The following is a 16995-nucleotide window of genomic DNA, read 5'->3' as shown; positions in this document are numbered from 1 at the left end:
AATGTATCCTTCATCTTGAGAAGCTCGCTTATGAGCCGGTGCAAGTAGACAAGAGAACATTCAATCCAGGCGAATACAGGATAGCGGCATCATCATAGCATACCGACTGAGTTGAGATGTTGTTGTTCTATTATGTGATTTGTTAGTGGAGGGAGCGTGTCCAGCCAGGATCTGACCTCGTTAGAGCTGTGATGGCCTATCTTTTCAAAAAGGCTCAAGCTGCTGTGTCCTTGTTGCTGTGCTTCAGCAAAGTTTTTTTGTAATGCAGCTACACGAGCCAGGCCGTAACGAGCGCTGGCGATCAGCTCCTGGCAACCTTTGGGGGAGGAACTGAGCATTTCACGAAAATTGGCAGCGGCAGCACTGCTCTGTTGTTGCTTCAACTGGCACTCGCCTTTGTGATAAAGTAGCGTGCAGATAAGATGCGGAAGGTTCAGCTGACGTGCTAATGTTAATCCATCCGCCAGGTATATTTTTGCTTGCCCGTAGTTTCCGCATTTGATGGCTTGCATACTCAGGCATGCAAGCACCATGCTTATCCGCTTGCGATGACTAATCTGACGCGCGATCGACAATGCTGTCTGTAAATGTTCTTCGGCCTGGTTGTAATCTTCTTGTACGATGGCTCTCTCGCCCAACTGCAGAAGCAGTGTACAGAGCAATTCACGATGGCCAACCTGACGTGCTACAGTTAATCCCTCCTGTATATATGCGTCGACCTGGGCATCTTTTCCTCTCTTAGCGGCAACGATACTTAAGTGCTGCAGCAGGTCACCAATAAGTTTATTATGGCCGATTCGGCGTGTTACGCTCAGCCCTTCTTGCAGATATGTTTCAGCCTGTGTATAGTCTCCTTGATCAGTTGCCACTCTGCCTAGTTTCAAGAGCAGCTCGCTGATTAGCTCACGGTGGGTAAGTTGACGCGCTAACTCCAATCCCTCTTGCAAATGCGTCTTAGCCTGTGCATAGTTTCCTTGATCAATTTCTGTCATGCCCAACGCCCAGAGCAAACTTACATATCGTTCACGGTTCCGAATCTGGCGCGCGAGCATCAGCCCTTCTTGCAGATAGGCTTCGGCTTGCTGGTAGTTTCCCTGCTCCGCAACCACCCAACCAAGAGCCGCGAACGTAGTGGTCTCCGTTTCGCGCAGGTCCTGTTGACGAACGATGGCTAGAGCTTCTTTCAGGTATGCTTCCGCTTGTGTATAGTTTCCTTGTTGACCTGTCAAGACACCAAGATCTGTGAGTAAGCGGCTGATCTGCCCGTGTAAATGATGCTGACGTGCGAGGGTTAGCTCTTCCAGATAGTATGTTTCAGCCTGTACATAGTTGCCTTGCAATTCTATGACGATAGCTAATATTATGGCAGATAAGCGTTCAAGTAAAATGTTAATCAGTTTGGTGTCCTCAAGCTGACGTGCCAGGTTGAGCCCATCTTGCAGGTAGGCTTCTGTCTGCCTGTACTCACCCCGTTTCCGCATGATTTCTCCCAGGTGGAGTAGCGTTTTTATAACGCCCCGATTATCTCTGTGTGCCATAGCCGTAACATAAGCCCTGGTCAGGTGTTCCTCTGCCAGCGTGTCGGAGCCGCGCATATAGAGAAAAGGCGCGATGGCGCAACTGATTTGCACCAGTTCTTCTTGCATCTGCATCTCATAAGCTATCTCCATTGCCGTTAGAATATTGGCATTTTCTAACTGGAGCACGTCGTAATTCATTTCATGGCGCTGTATATAGTTGAGCATGTAGGTTACCAGCCGTTCTTCTACACGCCTATCCTTCTGTTGTGTTTTTGCGTAATCTACTATGGTCTGGTGTAATGTGTAGCGTCCGGGGCCGTAGCTTTCAAGCAAACCCGCATCTATCAGCGTATCGAGTGTTTCGGTAGATGTGTCGCCGACAGCGAGTGCTGCCTGTTCGGAAAAGCTATTCGGCTTGGCGGGAAAAATGGAAAGCGCGTAGAGCGTGTTACGAGCATCGTTCTCTAATTGATTGTCGCTTGCCCCAATCACAGCCTGTAGAGACAGGGGTGTTTCTGCTGGTAAGCTTGGACTGCGTTCTAACGAGGATTGTAACTCCTTTAACTGGAGTCGTTCTTCTGTATTATACAAGCGTTCCAGTGCAGTTTCTACACGGCGAGGTTGACCGCTGTATGCCTGCCTCTGCAGGTACTTACCCATAATGGTTAAGGCCAGCGGTAGCCCACCAACCAATTGCACGAGTTTGCGGGTAGCAGGTAATTCCGCAGCGACTAAATCTGGTACGAAACAGGCCAGTAGAGCCAGACCATCATCTATATTCAATTCAGGTAAAAGAATAGACTCGCCTGGCGAGAATTGTAGTGCTACATCGGGGAAACGAGTTGTTATCAAATGAGCGCAGTTGGGGCCTCCTATTTTGAAGTTCAGGGCATCCTCGATTTTCCAGACATCATCAATGATGAAAAGAATCCGGCGTGTATTGATGGCGGTACGAATAGCCTCTATCCAGTCCTCACAGGTTGTCAAATTATTCATGAGAGCCGCGGGCAGACCTACCAGGGTTCCCCATCTACTCAACAATCCCATGATATCAGGCTTTGGCCCTACACGTGCCCAGAGCACGCCATCGTGGAAATGAGTTTGTATTTCATGATCATGTGCAAGCTCTATTGCCAGCGTTGTTTTGCCGACTCCCGGTAGTCCATGAAGACTGATATAGGTTGGATGCCTGCTGGAGCAAAGCAGCGATTTTAGATGCTGCAGCCATTTTTCACTCCCGATGATCTTTACGGTTCCTGCAGCGATGGAAGGCGTAGCTGGATCATAGAGGAAGCTCGTGGGGATAGCAGGAGGCGTATTTTGATTTTGGATAGCCGATGGGGAATCTACTCCCTGTTCGTGCTGGATATCAACCATCGGCTGGAGCAGTCCCAGGTCTTGCGCGGTCTTCTCAAACAGACCACACAACTTCTGGCGAAAGTAGGCATTTGGAGATGAAACACCCCGTTCCCACCTGCCTACCGTCTTGGGATCGGCAAGGCCAAGTTTCTCCGCTACATATGATCGTGTCCACCCACGGAGCTCACGCTCGTTTCTCAAGTGAAGATTCAAAGTTGTTGTCCTGCTCTTTTTCATTTATAAGATTCCTTATCCTCTATCTTTTCCGCATGATATTTTTGATGTGCGTTTTCAGTGTAGCTTCGCTGATGCTCAGATGTTTGGCGATGGTATGTCTATTGATACCTTTACGAAGCAAACTGACGACCTCCTTCTCACGCGGAGTGAGCAGTTCTTCCTTAATAACGAAGTGCTGATCTCCAGAGAAATGGTCTATGACATAGGTGGTCATTGTTGGTTCTATTAAAAATGCTCCGTCAGATAAGCCCAGCGTTGCTTACAAAATCTGCGCCGAGGTATTCTCTTGCAGATATCCTCTCAAATGTATATGACTTTATGGCAGCCTACACGCTGCATCTTTGGCGGATTTCAGGAATAGCCAGTGGATAATAGCACCTTATGGCAGAGGGAGCCAGTGTTTCGGAGAAGCACTAGGCTGGTCACAGTATAGCAAGCCAGGCAGTCACACAACTTTATGTCTCCTCCTACGTTTAAGATTCGTATTTCATTTTGCTGTCTGCTTATCATGAAGTACATTCTATACCATCATAAATAAAAACTGCTATACACGCAATGGTAAAAATGTACTATCTTAGTAATAATTGATGTTTAGACTAACGGGTAGTACCAGAACTTCATGAGAAGTTCTGAAGAAGGAATGATGTGGTTGAAAAAGCGAACATGCTCATCAGGATGGTACAAGTTGAGGCACCTTTGGCTTTTTGAAAATGACGGGACAACGTGGTGCTTTGCCCACCTTCGCTCCCCTCATCCGGCCTTTCGATTTTCCACGGGGTTGTGGGGCTTGTCAGGAGTCCCCAAACGCCCCAACAATTTGCTGAACCCGCGGCGCACCTGTTGGGGTGAACGCGCTCGCTGTTTATTTTTCCACGGGCGCAGTTCTGGTTTTACCAACGAACGAGCCAACACCAACTGATTGTGAGCCATGGCCACCACCTGACTCCAGCGCTCGAATTGTTCTGGCGTTCGCAAACGTGGCTTTTCCCACAACAAGGCTTGTTTGTCAAAGCGATAGCCATGTTCCTGTCCAAATCAACGTGCATATTCCAGTGCAATTTCGGCGATATTCGCATCGGTATTGCCAATCCAGACAAACCAGCTGCTGCGCGGATCGCGCTCTTTGTTGGTGGCATGAGGGCGCACCACACGGATGACGGTGATTTCCAACCAGCGAGCATCTTTGACATGCATGCGATTCCACCACGAGATCTGGACCGGCCGACCTTTGCTGTCCATTTGAGTGACCACAATCCAAGGCGAGAATCGTTTCGGTTGGCAAGTGAGGCACGATCGTTTGCAATTGGGTAAACGCCAATTCAATGGAGGTCATGCTCGAAGCAATGCGGCGTTGCGAGAGCCGATCGGTCCAGCTGCTGGGCTCTTCTGCAAGGACGTGGCCTGGGTTTCGCTCATTAAGGCATCCACCGTATTGAACAATGCATCTTTGGCACGAAGACAACATTACACGATATGTTTTATGGCGAATATGCGAATGGAAGGAATATAGCGGACCAGCGATCTGGCTAGTGTACTAAAAGGGTCCATCATTTTCAAAATGAGCCCCTTACAAGCCCCCGAATAACACATGTACTAGCCCCTGTGCAGGCGTTTTTTTCTCATTATTTCCTCTTATACTCAAAAAGACGATCTCTGCTGAGACATGAGAAGCCATCGCGTTCGGCCGCTTTGTCCTGCATGACGCAAGGGCTCATGCATAATGACCGTGCGGGTTGCTGGTGGCTTATCTTCAGGAAGGATGAGTTGCAGGTGCCATAAATTCTGCTCGTTGTAGCGTATGCTCCGGCAGATACCATACAACTTCCTCACAAATAAAGCCATGTAATGTGGCAATGGCGGAGCATGGCTTTCATTGCTCGCCCTTCTTTATGTTTTGTGCATGTATCTTTTCTTCTCTGACTCAATATCATGGAGTACGCTTCTGTACCCTTATATGCTGCTGCCTTGGACTTTCGATACACGGAGCTGGTTATGATACTTTTGCCGCTACTTACAGTAAGGAGGATATCGAACCTATGCACAAATATTGTAAAGCATACCATGTGAGCGCGATGCGACAGTTCTCTGATTGGGCGGAAAAGCGCGCAGAGAATGAAGATGAGCTTTCAGATGATTCAATAGTGTATCTGTGGGATGATTTTACCGTTGTGAGGAGCCCTGTCATTCCTGATAAAGGCTTGGTATTCGATGAGGTAACCGACGCCTGGAAGGATTTTTGCCTGACGACATTGCAATTCTCGATTCCTGAAGATCTGCGTTATGCTGATGAGCAAATACAGGAAGCAGGTGATGCGCAAAAAGATACTGTCGAGCAAGCCCCTTCCCATCCATAGCTTTGCCTGAATATCTTCATGTACATGCTGGGGAGCGAGCCGCGATTGCGCGGCGTTGCTATATGCTTTTACCGTGTTGTTGTAGGATGTCTAAGCTGTGTAGGATAAGGAGCTGTTGATGGACGATCTCGTCGAGCGACTTTCTCAAGGGGAACATCCCGTCACTGTGGGTGGGCCTCAGCCCTCTCTTGAAGAGTTCAAAAAACGCGTTGGGGATATGGGCTATGTGTTTATTAAATTCACGGGAACACGTGGTGGCACCGATCTGGGCGTGCGCGTTGATAAGCAGGCAACCGATCTGCGCAATGCTCATTTTGAGCAGGGCAACGGCGTTGCTCATATAGAGGGAACGCTTACTTTGAATTACGTGAAAGTGCGTTGCGTCGCGGATATCAATCTGGCAACCCTGGATGGGAACGGTCACCTGGTAGCGCTTGAGGAAGTTCATCCCTAGTGTATCTCTAGCTGCCCTTACGGGTTATAGTTTGTTCCTTTTAGACACTGTATCCGCTGAATTATTGCGCACAACGGTGCAAGCTCCGCGCTGTGCTTTTCTTATCGATCCGGTTCTGGGATTATGGATCGCCCATGCCACCAGGGGGTGAGAGGTACCTGTGGACATCAATGCTGTAGTCCCACGTGACATATTGGAGTTTCAGTTGCTTCAGATCTGGGAAGAAACGCTACAGGTACGCCCAATTTTGATCAACGATAGCTTTTTTGCGCTTGGTGGACACTCTATTCTGGCTGTCAGCCTCATGGCTAAGATTCGCCAACGGCTGGGCATCGACCTACCACTGGCGATCTTGTTTGAGCATAGAACTATCGCTGAACTGGCTGTAGTTGTGCGCCAGCAATGTATTAGGAGAGAGCTTTGGAAAAAATTGCTAGTAGCTATGACGTTGTTATCTGCGGCGCTGGCTTAGCGGGACTGACACTGGCGCGCCAGATAACCAGAGAGCTTCCCGCGGTTTCTGTATTACTGTTAGAAGGAAGAGGCAATAAGACCCATACCAATGCGATTAATGTTGGAGAGTCAACGGTAGAGGTGTCCGCCTATTATCTGATTGATATGCTAGATTTGAGAGAGATCCTGGAACAGGCTCATCTTCGTAAGTTAGGTTTCAGATTCTTCTTCAAAAATGGCGCGACGCCGCTTCATCAATGCGCGGAACTCGGCTTCTCAGAGTTTCCTCCACGTGATTCTTTCCAGCTTGATCGAGCCAGGCTCGAAGCCGATATCAAGCAATTGAATGCCGAACAGGGTATTCAGATGCTGCCTGCATGCCAGGTTGAAGATATCGTGCTAGGAGAAGACCAGCATCGTGTAACGTTTGCGGATGGAACAACGGGCCAGCTTCACACGGTTGGTTGCCGCTGGGTCATCGACGCCATGGGGCGGCGGCGTTTTCTCCAGAAGAAGCTCGGCTTTTTTGAGCCACATAATCCCCATTTTAGTGCGGCCTGGTTTCGCCTGAAGGGCCGCTATGATGTATGTGACCTGGTGCCACCCGATGAACAGGAATGGCACAACCGGGTAAAGGACAATAGGCGTTATCACTCCACGAATCACTTAATGGAGAATGGTCGCTGGGTCTGGCTTATCCCTTTGGGGACAGGAGCAACAAGCATTGGTATTGTCACCCATGAGGACTTTTTCCCATTTACAGACTATAACACCTACGAAAAGTCGTTGCTCTGGTTAGAGAAGCATGAGCCGCAGTTACGTAAGTTGATTGGAGATGCTCAGCCTCTCGATTTCCAGTGTTTACGTCACTATAGCTATTCCGCCAAACGAGTTTTTTCTACGCAGCGTTGGGCCTGCACTGGTGATGCCGCCGTTTTCTCCGATCCTTTTCTCTCCCCTGGCATTGATCAATTGGGATTTGCAAATACTATGATCGTGGAGATGCTCAGGCGCGATCACGAGCATCGCCTTGAGGAACAGGCCGTTGAGTTCTTTAATCAGACATGCATCAGCTATAACGCAGGCACATCGTGGGTTACTCAGTCGGGCTATCCTATCTTTGGAGATGCCCTGGTTGTTGGTGCCAAGCTTTTGTGGGATATTGTGCGCGGCTGGGCTTTGAATGGCCCCCAGCGTGTGAATAAAATTTACCTGGATGAACAGAAGAGTAAAGCGCTACAGCCTGTGCTCTCACGCCATTTCCTACTGGCGGCACGTCTTGAGAGACTATTTAAGGACTGGTCAAGCTTGACCCAGAAGAAATATACCTATCAATATCTAAGCTATCGTACGATGCCCGGAGTAGAAGCCCTATATGAGCAAAGCTTTCAGAAATATGAAATGCTAGATGATCTGCTTCAGCATTATCAGGCCGCGTTAGAGTATTTTGAAGAGCTGGCACAAAAAATATTTGTGATAGCCCTCGCTGATACTATGCCCGAAACGTTGCAGCAGTTGCCCTCTCCACTCTGGCTCAACGCCTGGGGCATCAGGTTGGACCCTCGGCGCTGGAAAGCAGACAAACTTTTTTCACCTACTTCCACTCCTCGTGAGCTCAACCTTGCCGAGTTCATTTCCCACTTCGGCGTAACGGATATCGATCTGAGCCATCTCATTCCAGCGCGTTAAATAAAGCGCAACCTGTCAACTTCCTGTCAGCATAACTAGTTACAATTCTCCTGGCATCCTGATTATGTTGCAAATGCTGTCAATTTTTGTATTTAAAGAAAGATATACATATGATGCAGAAACAGAAGCAAGAGCAGATTTCAACCCTGTCCACTGCTAGAACCAGAGCTGTCGTAGAGGTACGCAGCGTTACCAAGGAACTTCCGCTTGGGCGCGAACGGATTAACATTTTGAAGGGTATAGATTTTACAGTAATGCAAGGGGAATTTATTTCCATTGTCGGACCTTCTGGTTCTGGTAAAAGTACGTTGCTTGGTATCGTGGCCGGTTTGGATAACCCAACTGATGGGCAGGTGATTATTGATGGCGTAGATATTACGCATATGTCCGAGGCACGCCTGGCGGCGGTGCGCAATAGCAAAATAGGCATGGTGTTTCAATCCTATAATCTCATTCCCACGCTGACCGCACAGGAAAATGTTGAAGTTCCCCTCTATGTAGGGAAACACTCGGTTTCGCCCCAGGCCCGCGCCAAAGAGCTCCTGGATCTAGTGGGGTTGTCTCACCGTCTGAAGCATCGCCCTAATCAACTCTCGGGTGGTGAGCAGCAAAGAGTAGCGATTGCGCGTTCTTTAGCGGCAGATCCAACGCTGGTCATCGCGGATGAGCCGACGGGAAATCTGGATGCGAAGAATGGGCAGAACATTCTGCGCTTGCTTGCTGATCTACGCTCCCAGACTGGTAAAACGTTTATCATTGCTACCCATGATCCTACGGTAGCCTCTCGTGCTGATCGTCTCATTCGTGTGGTGGATGGCCTGGTGGTTGATAATCATAAAGAAGGAGATAGCAACGAATGAAGGCCCCTATCTATCTGAGCTATCCTGTGCGCTCTTTGCTGCGAGGAGGGAGTTATCCTCTGCTCGCGGCTTTTTGTATTGCTGTTGGGGTAATGACGGTCGTCGCCATCCAATTTGTAGGATCGATGGCGTTGCATACATATTCTCAAGATCCTCGCGGCGTACTCGGGGGAGATATTGCGCTCACGCAAGGAGGCTCCGGTGTTACTATTACCCAGAAGGATTTATCGTTCCTGGAACAGCTGAAAAGCGCGGGAACCATCCTCAATTATACCCCGGTCAATCTGGAACAGGGATCGATAAATCATGCCGACTCAGCGCTGAACGTTGTCGATGTGCAGGTGGTTGATCCAAATACCTTTCCTCTCGTGCCATCCTCTACGACGTTTCTCACTCCGGCTCATGGTAATTTCGCGACGCTCCTGACAGGAAATCAGGTTGTTGTAACGCAGTCATTTCAGGAGCATTATCATAAGCATATTGGAGATCGCTTTGATATCGTGGTCCAGCCGGTTGAGGGATCTAGAGTGGCTCGAACATTGCATGCCCGACTTGCCGGTGTGATTGAAGATGGCGGGATATATAGTGGCGCCGACTACTTAATTGTCTCGTTTGCTGCCTATCAAGCGGCTGACCCCACCGTGCCAGTTACATACAGTGGCGTGAACATTACGACCTCGGACAAGAACCATACTCAGCAAGCCCTGGTTACTATTCGGCAACAGATACAGCAGAACAGTTTTTCTCTGGTCCAGATCAAAACGACGGCGAATATCCAGCAATCGGTTCAGCTGGATGCGGGTCAGACAACGCAATTGCAGGAATTAGGGGGATTACTGGCTCTCTTGCTGGCTGGCATGGGGATCATGAATACCTTGCTCGCTTTATTCTCCCGACGCGGTATGGAGATCGCTATGCTGAAGGCGATGGGATACTCTCGTCGTAAGCTGATCGTCTTGTTTGGAGTTGAAGCAGGTCTGCTCGGTTTGATCGGTTCCCTCATCGCGATCGTCGCGGCTATCGGGGTAAGCTTTGGCATCGCGACCTGGTTGCTCCATGTCAACTTTATGCTTGACCCGTTGATTATTGTCTCCGGTATTGTCCTGGGCATCGTGACGGCTATTATCTATGGTCTGCTACCTATTGTCCAATCCGCCAATCTTCGTCCCATCCAGGTGTTGCGACAGCAGTCTGGTGATAGGGTATTCAATAACGTATTGGCTCTTCCTCTGCTGGCATTGTTAGGTCTGCTGTATTGTATCGTGGCGAGTATCGTACTAAAGAATGTTGTCCTGGGATTTGCCGCGGTTGGCGGTACTATTGCGGTCATTGTGCTCCTGTACCTTTGCTTCCGTCCGCTGCTCATGCTTGTCAGTGCCTTTCCTGTTCCTGAGCGCTACGATCAAAGGTATCTGCTCGTGGTGCTGGCTGGCGTAGTGATTGCAGTGGCCGTGTTTTTCTTCTTGCCGCCATTGGGAGGAATGTTGCTCGCAATCGTCTTACTTGCGCTGCTGGTAAGATGGTTTCCCCGCACCTGGAAAATCAATATACGCATCGGCCTGAGCAATCTTAGCCGGAGGCCGGCGCGAACGACTATGCTGATGCTCATTTTGTTTATCGGAGTCTTTGTCATAGGATGCATTCAAATGATTGGGCAGGATCTGCAGGATCAACTCTATGCCCAGATTAATACGAATCTGGCTTATAATGTGCTGGCAAAGGTCCCGCTAAATCAGTCCCAGTCAGTGCAGGCACTGTTAGCAACTTTACCAGGCCTTTCTACATATCGGGATTCGACCCTTTCCTCCGCATCCCTCAACGCCGTCAACGGCCAACCCTGGCAGAGTTTCATTCCTCAGCAAGAAAAAAAACTGCCGCTCAGACCCGGCACGGCGCGTTATAACGTGCTTCATTCCCTGAATGGGCTTGAAGGCTACGAGCTGAATAATCAGTCAGCTCCAGACCCGAGCCTAATTCACATTGTCGCTGGAAGAAACCTGAACGCCAGTGATACTGGGACGAGCAATGTGTTGATCCCTCAAGTTCCTTCTCTGACCAAAGCGTTCCACCTGGATCTTGGAAGTACGCTGACGTTTGTCAGTACCGATGGAAAACTGAGCAAAACGGTAACAATCGTTGGCATCTATACTACTTCCGGTATTACTATCTCTTATATAAATCCTGTGTTGGCGCCTCAGTCCATTGTCACAGCCTTGAGCCCTCTTGACGCGCAGGAGCTCTTTTATCTGAAGGTTTCTTCCACCAGTGTAGCGCAGGCAGAGGCCAGACTAGGGAGCGCCGTAGCGAATGTTGCTTTTTTACAGACTCCGGCTAGCAGGGTCGATGATTTCCTGTATGATCTTACCAATATTGTATGGTCATTTACCGCGATTGCCTCGCAGGCGCTCTTAGCGGGTATTGTTATCATCGCGAACGCCGTGGTGATGGATCTGCTAGAGCGACGACGTGAGATGGGCATTTTGAAGGCTGTGGGGTATACGCGTACCGCCGTGCTAGGAGCAGTCCTGGTTGAGTATGGCGTTCTGGGAAGTGTTAGTGCATTTCTTGCCGCCCTGGTGACGATACCATTGGTAACTTTCTTTGGGAATCTGTTTTTACGTGTTACCATGGTGCATCTCGGTGTCAGCAATGGGTCAATCAATCTGGCCTTTGATACTCGTGGCACCTTGCTTGTTGGGTTAATCGTGGGCAGCGCATTGCTAACGTTGTTTGTGTCTTTGTTCTCTTCCTGGAAGAGTGTACAAGTACGCCCTCTCGAGGTACTGCGCTATGAGTGACCCCTGGAAGATGGCATAGTAGCCAGAATTTTGCGCAAGATGCTTCTGATATTCTCGATATATATATGAGTCATCCCCAATTTTTGTGAAACCGTTCGATATCTCGAATGAGTGAGCAGACGGTACGGGGATCATCAGGAGGCGGAAGGAACCAGGTAAAACGGGGTCGATAATCGTCCCACAGCCGACTGAGTGCCCATCGAAGCCGATAAAGTGGTGCCTGCACTTGCTGGCACCGCTTGCCGGTTCGGTGGCATTTGAAGCGCAAGAGGGCGCGCACCAGTTCGTGATGCCGCGGATCCAGCAAGGAAAGCAGGAAGGCATAGACGAGCATCACCATGCCAAGCAGTTTGAGACGAGCCTCCAACGACCACAACCGCGGACATTCTAACGCCAGTTCGCATTTCGCGTAGCGAAAGCTGATCTCGATTTGCCACCTCCGACGATAACTGAAGAACACGTCCCACGCTTGCGCCTCCAGGTGAACCGGCTCATTGGTGATCAGATACATCACGCCTTGTTTGACCCGTGCTTTCACCAGAAACAGCGGTTCGTGCGACTGCGGATGGCGCAGTGCCGTCCACCAGAGATCGCACGCCATTTTCTCTCCGGTGCTGCTGTCCCAGATCTCTTGGTGGGCACGATACTTCTTTCCCTGGCCAATTTGCCACAGCTTCTTCTCCTCACCCCACGTGGTCAGAAACAGGTGATGCTTGACCCAGCGAATGACAAAACGCGTCCGATAGGTGGCGAGCACCTGCAGCCACGCTCCCGAGGCATAGCCGCGATCAAACACGTGGACCAGCAAGGGGCCCCATTTCCTGACACAGATGCGTAATCCTTCTTCTTCCATGTCTCGGAGCTTGCTAGCAAAGATCCCTTTCGTTGACCACCACCGGGTGACCGCCAGATGCGGGCGCCCGTGCATGCCGACAATGAGTCCAGCATTCCACTGCATCCCCATCACCCGCACCGGGCGAGGGGCAGGCCAATTGAACACGAGTCCACGTTTGGTGCGCTGACGCCGCTTTGCTTTACTGGAGAGCACGGGACACAAGCCTTCCAGTTTGGCGCTTTCGGCTTTCTCCAGCACACTTCCGTCCCACAGGCAGAGAATCCGTTGCCCCTGGGCATGGAGCCTGCGCACCTCTTCATCGGCTTTTTCCAGCAGGTAGTGGTCGATGAGCCCCACCGTCCACTTGACGGACCGCACCAATTTCCCGACGCGCTTGGTACCTGCGGTGGCGGGGGAAAGAATTGTAAGTTCCAGGGTAACCACATGGAGAGGAGTGGCGAGTTAGACAGTGATATTCACATACCAGGGATGTCCACAAGGACATCCCTGGCAAAATGTTGCTGAACTGCTATCTAAACTGCTTATGGTGTCGGATCGGAGTAGGATCCTCCATAGATGTCCGAGTTGCCAAACGTTGCTGGACAGCCGATACTGGGCGCAGGGCGTGGTACCGAGCCGCCAGTTTGCAGAGACATGCGCCAGGCATCGACGGCGGGACAGTCTGCTGCGTTGCGCGCGTCGTTCCAGACCGCCGATCCATACGTCCGCGTGGCAACGGCATAGACGTAGTCGCCCAGGAATTCAGAGATCAAACTGTTCGCGCTCGAACCGCGGGGATCCCCTGTTGCTCCTCGATGGAGTTCCGTGAAAGCACCCGTTGGCATGGTGGGATTAGCCGAGGTGTCGGCATGCAGGACGACTCCCACCATGCTCCGTGGTTCTGTCGTGTCGTTACGGTATGGTGTTATGAAGGCGTTGTACACCACATAAACATCTTGACCGTTCGGGGAGATCGCCGGAGCCGTGTAGTAGCCGCGATCGCCTGGTGCCTCGATGTTTCTTGGTGTCGACCAGGTGTTACCACCATCCGTGGACTCGCGGAATACCACGTGTGGTGCCTCAGTTGTGCCGCTTACATAGGTCAGGACCATCCGGTTGGTCGCATCCGAGCCCGTGGGGGAACCGTTCGCAATATCCACCGAGGGGGCCCACGTCAAGTCGTTGCGCGCGCCTGCGACGCCATCCTCAACGTACCGTCCTTGGACTGGATCGAACACTCCAGGATGGGTAACAGCACCGGGAATCTGAATGGGCCGTCCCCAGGTTTGCCCACCATCGGTGGAAGGGACCAGGTACTCGAAGTTCTGCTTGGTGGTTGGATCTGTCCCGATGCCGAAGACGTAGACATTACCATGGCTGTCAGTGCGGATCGTGCAGCCATCAAGCGGCTGGATCTGCCCGTTGGCAGCAGCTGCTGTCACCTGCTTCTGTGTCCAGGTATCGCCGCCATCGGTGGAGGTGGCAACCATCAGCGGCGCCGGAGTCCCGTGTCCCTTCTCCTGGCCGCGAAACGAGGCCCAGCAGACATACACATGGCCAAAGAACGGACTGCTGGCTGCGTTGTCCGCCCAGATCTGCTCCTTGTCGCTGAACGTTGTTGACGACTGCTTCGAGATGACAACTGGTGGCTTCCAGGCGCTCTGGACGTTATTGGCTGCTGCAGCCACATTATCGGTCCGCGAAACAGCGATTGCCTCGAAGCCATTGAATGCCTCCTCAGAGCGGGTCGCACTAAAGTTTGAGGTCAGATTGGCATAGTACAGGCGCGAACCGTTGCTCCACGAGAACGTGCCGTTAGAACTCCGGATCGGGCCGAAGGCGAGGGCAGGATCACCGTCGGAAACTAAACCATTCTCATAATAGTAGGGTAGTGTCCCGATGGGGCCCACCTGAGGTGTACAGGGAATGCCAGGGGTCCCAACGCACTGTCGAGCTGTCCAGCCAGTGTAGGTTGGCTGTTTCCAGGTGGCACCGCTATCGAACGAGAAGTAGACGCCTGAGACGCCCACTCCCTGTGTGAAAGGACAGGTGGTGGGATCGCCGGCGTTGCATCCCTCCATGTCGATCTCGTCATTGGAAGCGGAGACTAATACATTCGGGTGATTGGCATCAACGGCGATCGCAGGCTCGTTCTGCTTGTTCTGTGAGAAGGGGGTGGCGGGACTGCCGTTGCTGACGGGTACGTCGCCACCGGCGGCATGAGCGGCAGGATGCTGAAACGTGAAATTCAGCGCGAATGTGCCGAGAATGACGATGATAGCGATGCATGAGAGAAATAAGCTCATCCTTGAGCGGAAAAAGAGAAACATGTAGAACCTCACTTTCAATAAAGCTGCTCAATGGTCAAAAGCGCATCTTTTGAGTTTGAGAGGATCCAATGATCTTTGCTACTCGTAGCATGTGTAGGTTTCATCGTTTACGAAAAGACGGCATTCAGAAGCGACTGCATGTGCCGACTCGCGGCGAGCCAGTAGGTAGTTTTGCGCATCAATGAGGAGGCACCGTTTACCCCACGTTATGGCCCCTTTCAGAACTATGGACTACATTGGTTTGGATTGATTTTTGTCGATATAGTGGCACCGAGCTTTGTGTTTTGACCGTGTGTTTTGTGTACCTGTATGTGTGGGGTTTGCAAGATCTGCTTCTCGACCCTCCTTAGAGAATAGCTACCATACTAGATAATAATAAAGGTAAATTAGGAGAAAAGCAAGAGTAATTCATTATGATAGGATATTCGACTATAATCTCATCAAAAAGATGGGCAAGATGATAAGATATATTCAAGAAAATAGAGTAGACTGTATTGATGAAGTTGAAGAGGAATAACAGGTGAAAAACAGCGGAAACTATACAGTGCTGAGATGGAGACCGGCGTGGTCCTACGAAAGATAGAAAATTTGCATAGGACTTCCTAAAATAAACGAATAGCGTTATTCATTTGCAAATAGACTAGCTTGAGCTATACGATGCAAATTGGTAATTTGGTAGAAGATTTTTCTCAAAGAAAAGGACTGTGAGCCCCTGGATGGTCTCAGTTTTCTCACGTTGCGTGAAGCCATTTTTGCGATAGAGCTGTTGTGCTGCTACCTGAAGCGTTGTGGTATCTAGCTGAAGTGTCTGATAGCCCAGCGCAGCGGCGCGCGTTTCTAAATGAGCCAGCATCATCTGCCCCAGCCCGCTTATAATAGTGAGTATATAGGATAGGGACAATCTCTCACTCAATCGAACACTTTTTGGTTACCTCTATGATAATATATCTAACAGATTGGATATATTATGAATAATCAACAGAAACAGTTTCAGCGTACTCATATAACGAATCCAAACACCCTCAATGAGATCGTGCAAAAAGCAATGGGTACGAACCTCGAACAGGTTACTCGTATCAACAAGGGACAGTCTAACGAAGTTTATTTCATAGACCTAAAGGATAGATCATTTGTCCTTCGAATTGCGAAAGGATTTGACTACGATATATTTGCCATTGAACGATGGGCAATGCAGGAAGTGAGCCGCCGTGGGGTTCCTGTTGCTGCTATTTTGGTACAGGGCTCGATGGTTGATAGGGATGAAGCGATTTACTACCAGATTCAAGAGAAATTGACAGGCGAACCGATGGATAGCCTGCTGGCACAAGGGAAGGTTGGACGCGATCGATCTGAAAGATTTACTGAGCAGGCCGGCGAGCTACTTGCCGCTATTCATTCAGTGTCGACGTTTGGATGGGGAAGAATCACTCAACCCAATCACGGGACATATCGGTCTTTTGAAACGTGGATGCTCGCCCTTCAAGAAGGCTCGGAGAAGTTCGACAGAGCCCTCGCTCAGTTCAACGCTCTTGGAGTGCCTCGATTTGAAGAAGTGTGGCAAGAATTGCTTTATCTTGAATCATTTGCAGTCCGCAACCCCGTTTTATTGCATTACGACCTAACGCCAGACCATATCTTTGTTGATAGCGATGATAGAATTACCGGTGTTATTGACTGGGGAGCGGTTCACAGTGGCGATCCAGTACGAGATCTCGTCCGCTGGAAGTATTGGGACAACTATGAATTCTCAATAGATTGGCTCGCCTCCACCTACGGTCAATTCCTCGTTAACAGTAAAGGCTTTGAAGAACGCACGCAACTGGCGAGAATAATTGATGCATTACTTTTATTGGACACCTCTACCTATAAAATTCCAAGTGTTGCCGACGCCAAACATGCTGCACTGGTTATCAGAGACACTATCAAATAAGGTGCAGGCAAACCGTGTCGACGCCATCCCGAATGTTGTTAATCGGCCTGGCAGCGTTCGATTACACAGAAAGTGGGATGGCATCCTGACCAATTTTGCACTGAAGGATAGAAATCTTCACTGAAGGGTGAAATTGGACGCTTCGATGCCTGGAAAAACCGCTTCCCCTCAGGTAT

The 16995-nt window shown here is 50.2% G+C and carries 13 protein-coding genes; 7 read left to right on the top strand and 6 right to left on the bottom strand.

Translation table 11 applies throughout. The annotated features are described in order from the left end of the window. Positions 1-92: 92 nt before the first annotated feature. The 3 genes from JMI88_RS02285 to JMI88_RS02275 form a co-directional block, all read right to left on the bottom strand. A complete protein-coding gene (locus tag JMI88_RS02285; protein WP_201360119.1) occupies positions 93-3116 on the bottom strand; it encodes a helix-turn-helix domain-containing protein in 3024 nt (1007 codons plus the stop codon). Positions 3117-3135: 19 nt separating this feature from the next. Further along, a complete protein-coding gene (locus JMI88_RS40490; protein WP_201360118.1) occupies positions 3136-3330 on the bottom strand; it encodes a response regulator transcription factor in 195 nt (64 codons plus the stop codon). An 821-nt stretch (positions 3331-4151) separates the two neighbouring features. Then, a complete protein-coding gene (locus JMI88_RS02275; RefSeq protein WP_201360117.1) occupies positions 4152-4355 on the bottom strand; it encodes a hypothetical protein in 204 nt (67 codons plus the stop codon). A 797-nt stretch (positions 4356-5152) separates the two neighbouring features. Here JMI88_RS02275 and JMI88_RS02270 point away from each other — a divergent pair. The 6 genes from JMI88_RS02270 (at position 5153) to JMI88_RS02245 (ending at position 11724) form a co-directional block, all read left to right on the top strand. Next, the gene (locus JMI88_RS02270) at positions 5153-5470 is read left to right on the top strand and encodes a hypothetical protein (RefSeq protein ID WP_201360116.1); all 318 of its coding nucleotides are present in this window, start codon (positions 5153-5155) and stop codon (positions 5468-5470) included. Positions 5471-5588: 118 nt separating this feature from the next. Then, positions 5589-5924 carry a hypothetical protein gene (locus JMI88_RS02265; RefSeq protein ID WP_201360115.1) on the top strand — a complete coding sequence of 112 codons (336 nt, stop codon included), beginning with the start codon at positions 5589-5591 and terminating at the stop codon, positions 5922-5924. 160 nt (positions 5925-6084) lie between these two features. Further along, on the top strand, positions 6085-6396 hold the full coding sequence (locus JMI88_RS02260; RefSeq protein ID WP_201360114.1) for a phosphopantetheine-binding protein: 312 nt from the start codon (positions 6085-6087) through the stop codon (positions 6394-6396). Beyond that, entirely contained in the window at positions 6345-8066 is a 1722-nt protein-coding gene (locus JMI88_RS02255) for an NAD(P)/FAD-dependent oxidoreductase (RefSeq protein WP_201360113.1), read from the top strand. The genes JMI88_RS02260 and JMI88_RS02255 overlap by 52 nt, the downstream gene beginning before the upstream one ends. A gap of 113 nt (positions 8067-8179) precedes the next feature. Continuing rightward, on the top strand, positions 8180-8926 hold the full coding sequence (locus JMI88_RS02250; RefSeq protein WP_201360154.1) for an ABC transporter ATP-binding protein: 747 nt from the start codon (positions 8180-8182) through the stop codon (positions 8924-8926). After that, positions 8923-11724, top strand: coding sequence for an ABC transporter permease (locus tag JMI88_RS02245; RefSeq protein ID WP_201360112.1), 2802 nt, complete (start codon positions 8923-8925; stop codon positions 11722-11724). Before JMI88_RS02250 ends, JMI88_RS02245 begins: the two co-directional genes overlap by 4 nt. Positions 11725-11794: 70 nt before the next feature. On the opposite strand, the gene JMI88_RS02240 is transcribed toward JMI88_RS02245, so the two are convergent. The 3 genes from JMI88_RS02240 to JMI88_RS02230 form a co-directional block, all read right to left on the bottom strand. After that, on the bottom strand, positions 11795-12937 hold the full coding sequence (locus JMI88_RS02240) for a hypothetical protein (protein WP_201360111.1): 1143 nt from the start codon (positions 12935-12937) through the stop codon (positions 11795-11797). A gap of 164 nt (positions 12938-13101) precedes the next feature. Then, positions 13102-14889: a sialidase family protein gene (locus JMI88_RS02235; RefSeq protein WP_201360110.1), complete on the bottom strand. Its 1788-nt coding sequence runs from the start codon at positions 14887-14889 to the stop codon at positions 13102-13104. A 640-nt stretch (positions 14890-15529) separates the two neighbouring features. Next, a complete protein-coding gene (locus tag JMI88_RS02230) occupies positions 15530-15745 on the bottom strand; it encodes a GNAT family N-acetyltransferase (RefSeq protein WP_201360109.1) in 216 nt (71 codons plus the stop codon). A 111-nt stretch (positions 15746-15856) separates the two neighbouring features. Here JMI88_RS02230 and JMI88_RS02225 point away from each other — a divergent pair, with 111 nt between their 5' ends. Next, entirely contained in the window at positions 15857-16819 is a 963-nt protein-coding gene (locus JMI88_RS02225; protein ID WP_201360108.1) for a phosphotransferase family protein, read from the top strand. Positions 16820-16995: the final 176 nt, after the last annotated feature.

The sequence above is a fragment of the Dictyobacter formicarum genome, assembly GCF_016587435.1.
Note: the sequence above shows the minus strand (reverse complement) of the source record. Positions and strands in the feature narration are given on the sequence as shown.

Excerpts from the sequence above, each read along its gene's own strand:
- JMI88_RS02235 (WP_201360110.1), bottom strand. The coding sequence starts at position 14,889 with ATGTTTCTCTTTTTCCGCTCAAGGATGAGCTTATTTCTCTCATGCATC.
- JMI88_RS02270 (WP_201360116.1), top strand. The coding sequence starts at position 5,153 with ATGCACAAATATTGTAAAGCATACCATGTGAGCGCGATGCGACAGTTC.
- JMI88_RS02265 (WP_201360115.1), top strand. The coding sequence starts at position 5,589 with ATGGACGATCTCGTCGAGCGACTTTCTCAAGGGGAACATCCCGTCACT.
- JMI88_RS02225 (WP_201360108.1), top strand. The coding sequence starts at position 15,857 with ATGAATAATCAACAGAAACAGTTTCAGCGTACTCATATAACGAATCCA.
- JMI88_RS02285 (WP_201360119.1), bottom strand. The coding sequence starts at position 3,116 with ATGAAAAAGAGCAGGACAACAACTTTGAATCTTCACTTGAGAAACGAG.
- JMI88_RS02245 (WP_201360112.1), top strand. The coding sequence starts at position 8,923 with ATGAAGGCCCCTATCTATCTGAGCTATCCTGTGCGCTCTTTGCTGCGA.
- JMI88_RS02250 (WP_201360154.1), top strand. The coding sequence starts at position 8,180 with ATGCAGAAACAGAAGCAAGAGCAGATTTCAACCCTGTCCACTGCTAGA.
- JMI88_RS40490 (WP_201360118.1), bottom strand. The coding sequence starts at position 3,330 with ATGACCACCTATGTCATAGACCATTTCTCTGGAGATCAGCACTTCGTT.
- JMI88_RS02230 (WP_201360109.1), bottom strand. The coding sequence starts at position 15,745 with ATGATGCTGGCTCATTTAGAAACGCGCGCCGCTGCGCTGGGCTATCAG.
- JMI88_RS02275 (WP_201360117.1), bottom strand. The coding sequence starts at position 4,355 with ATGGACAGCAAAGGTCGGCCGGTCCAGATCTCGTGGTGGAATCGCATG.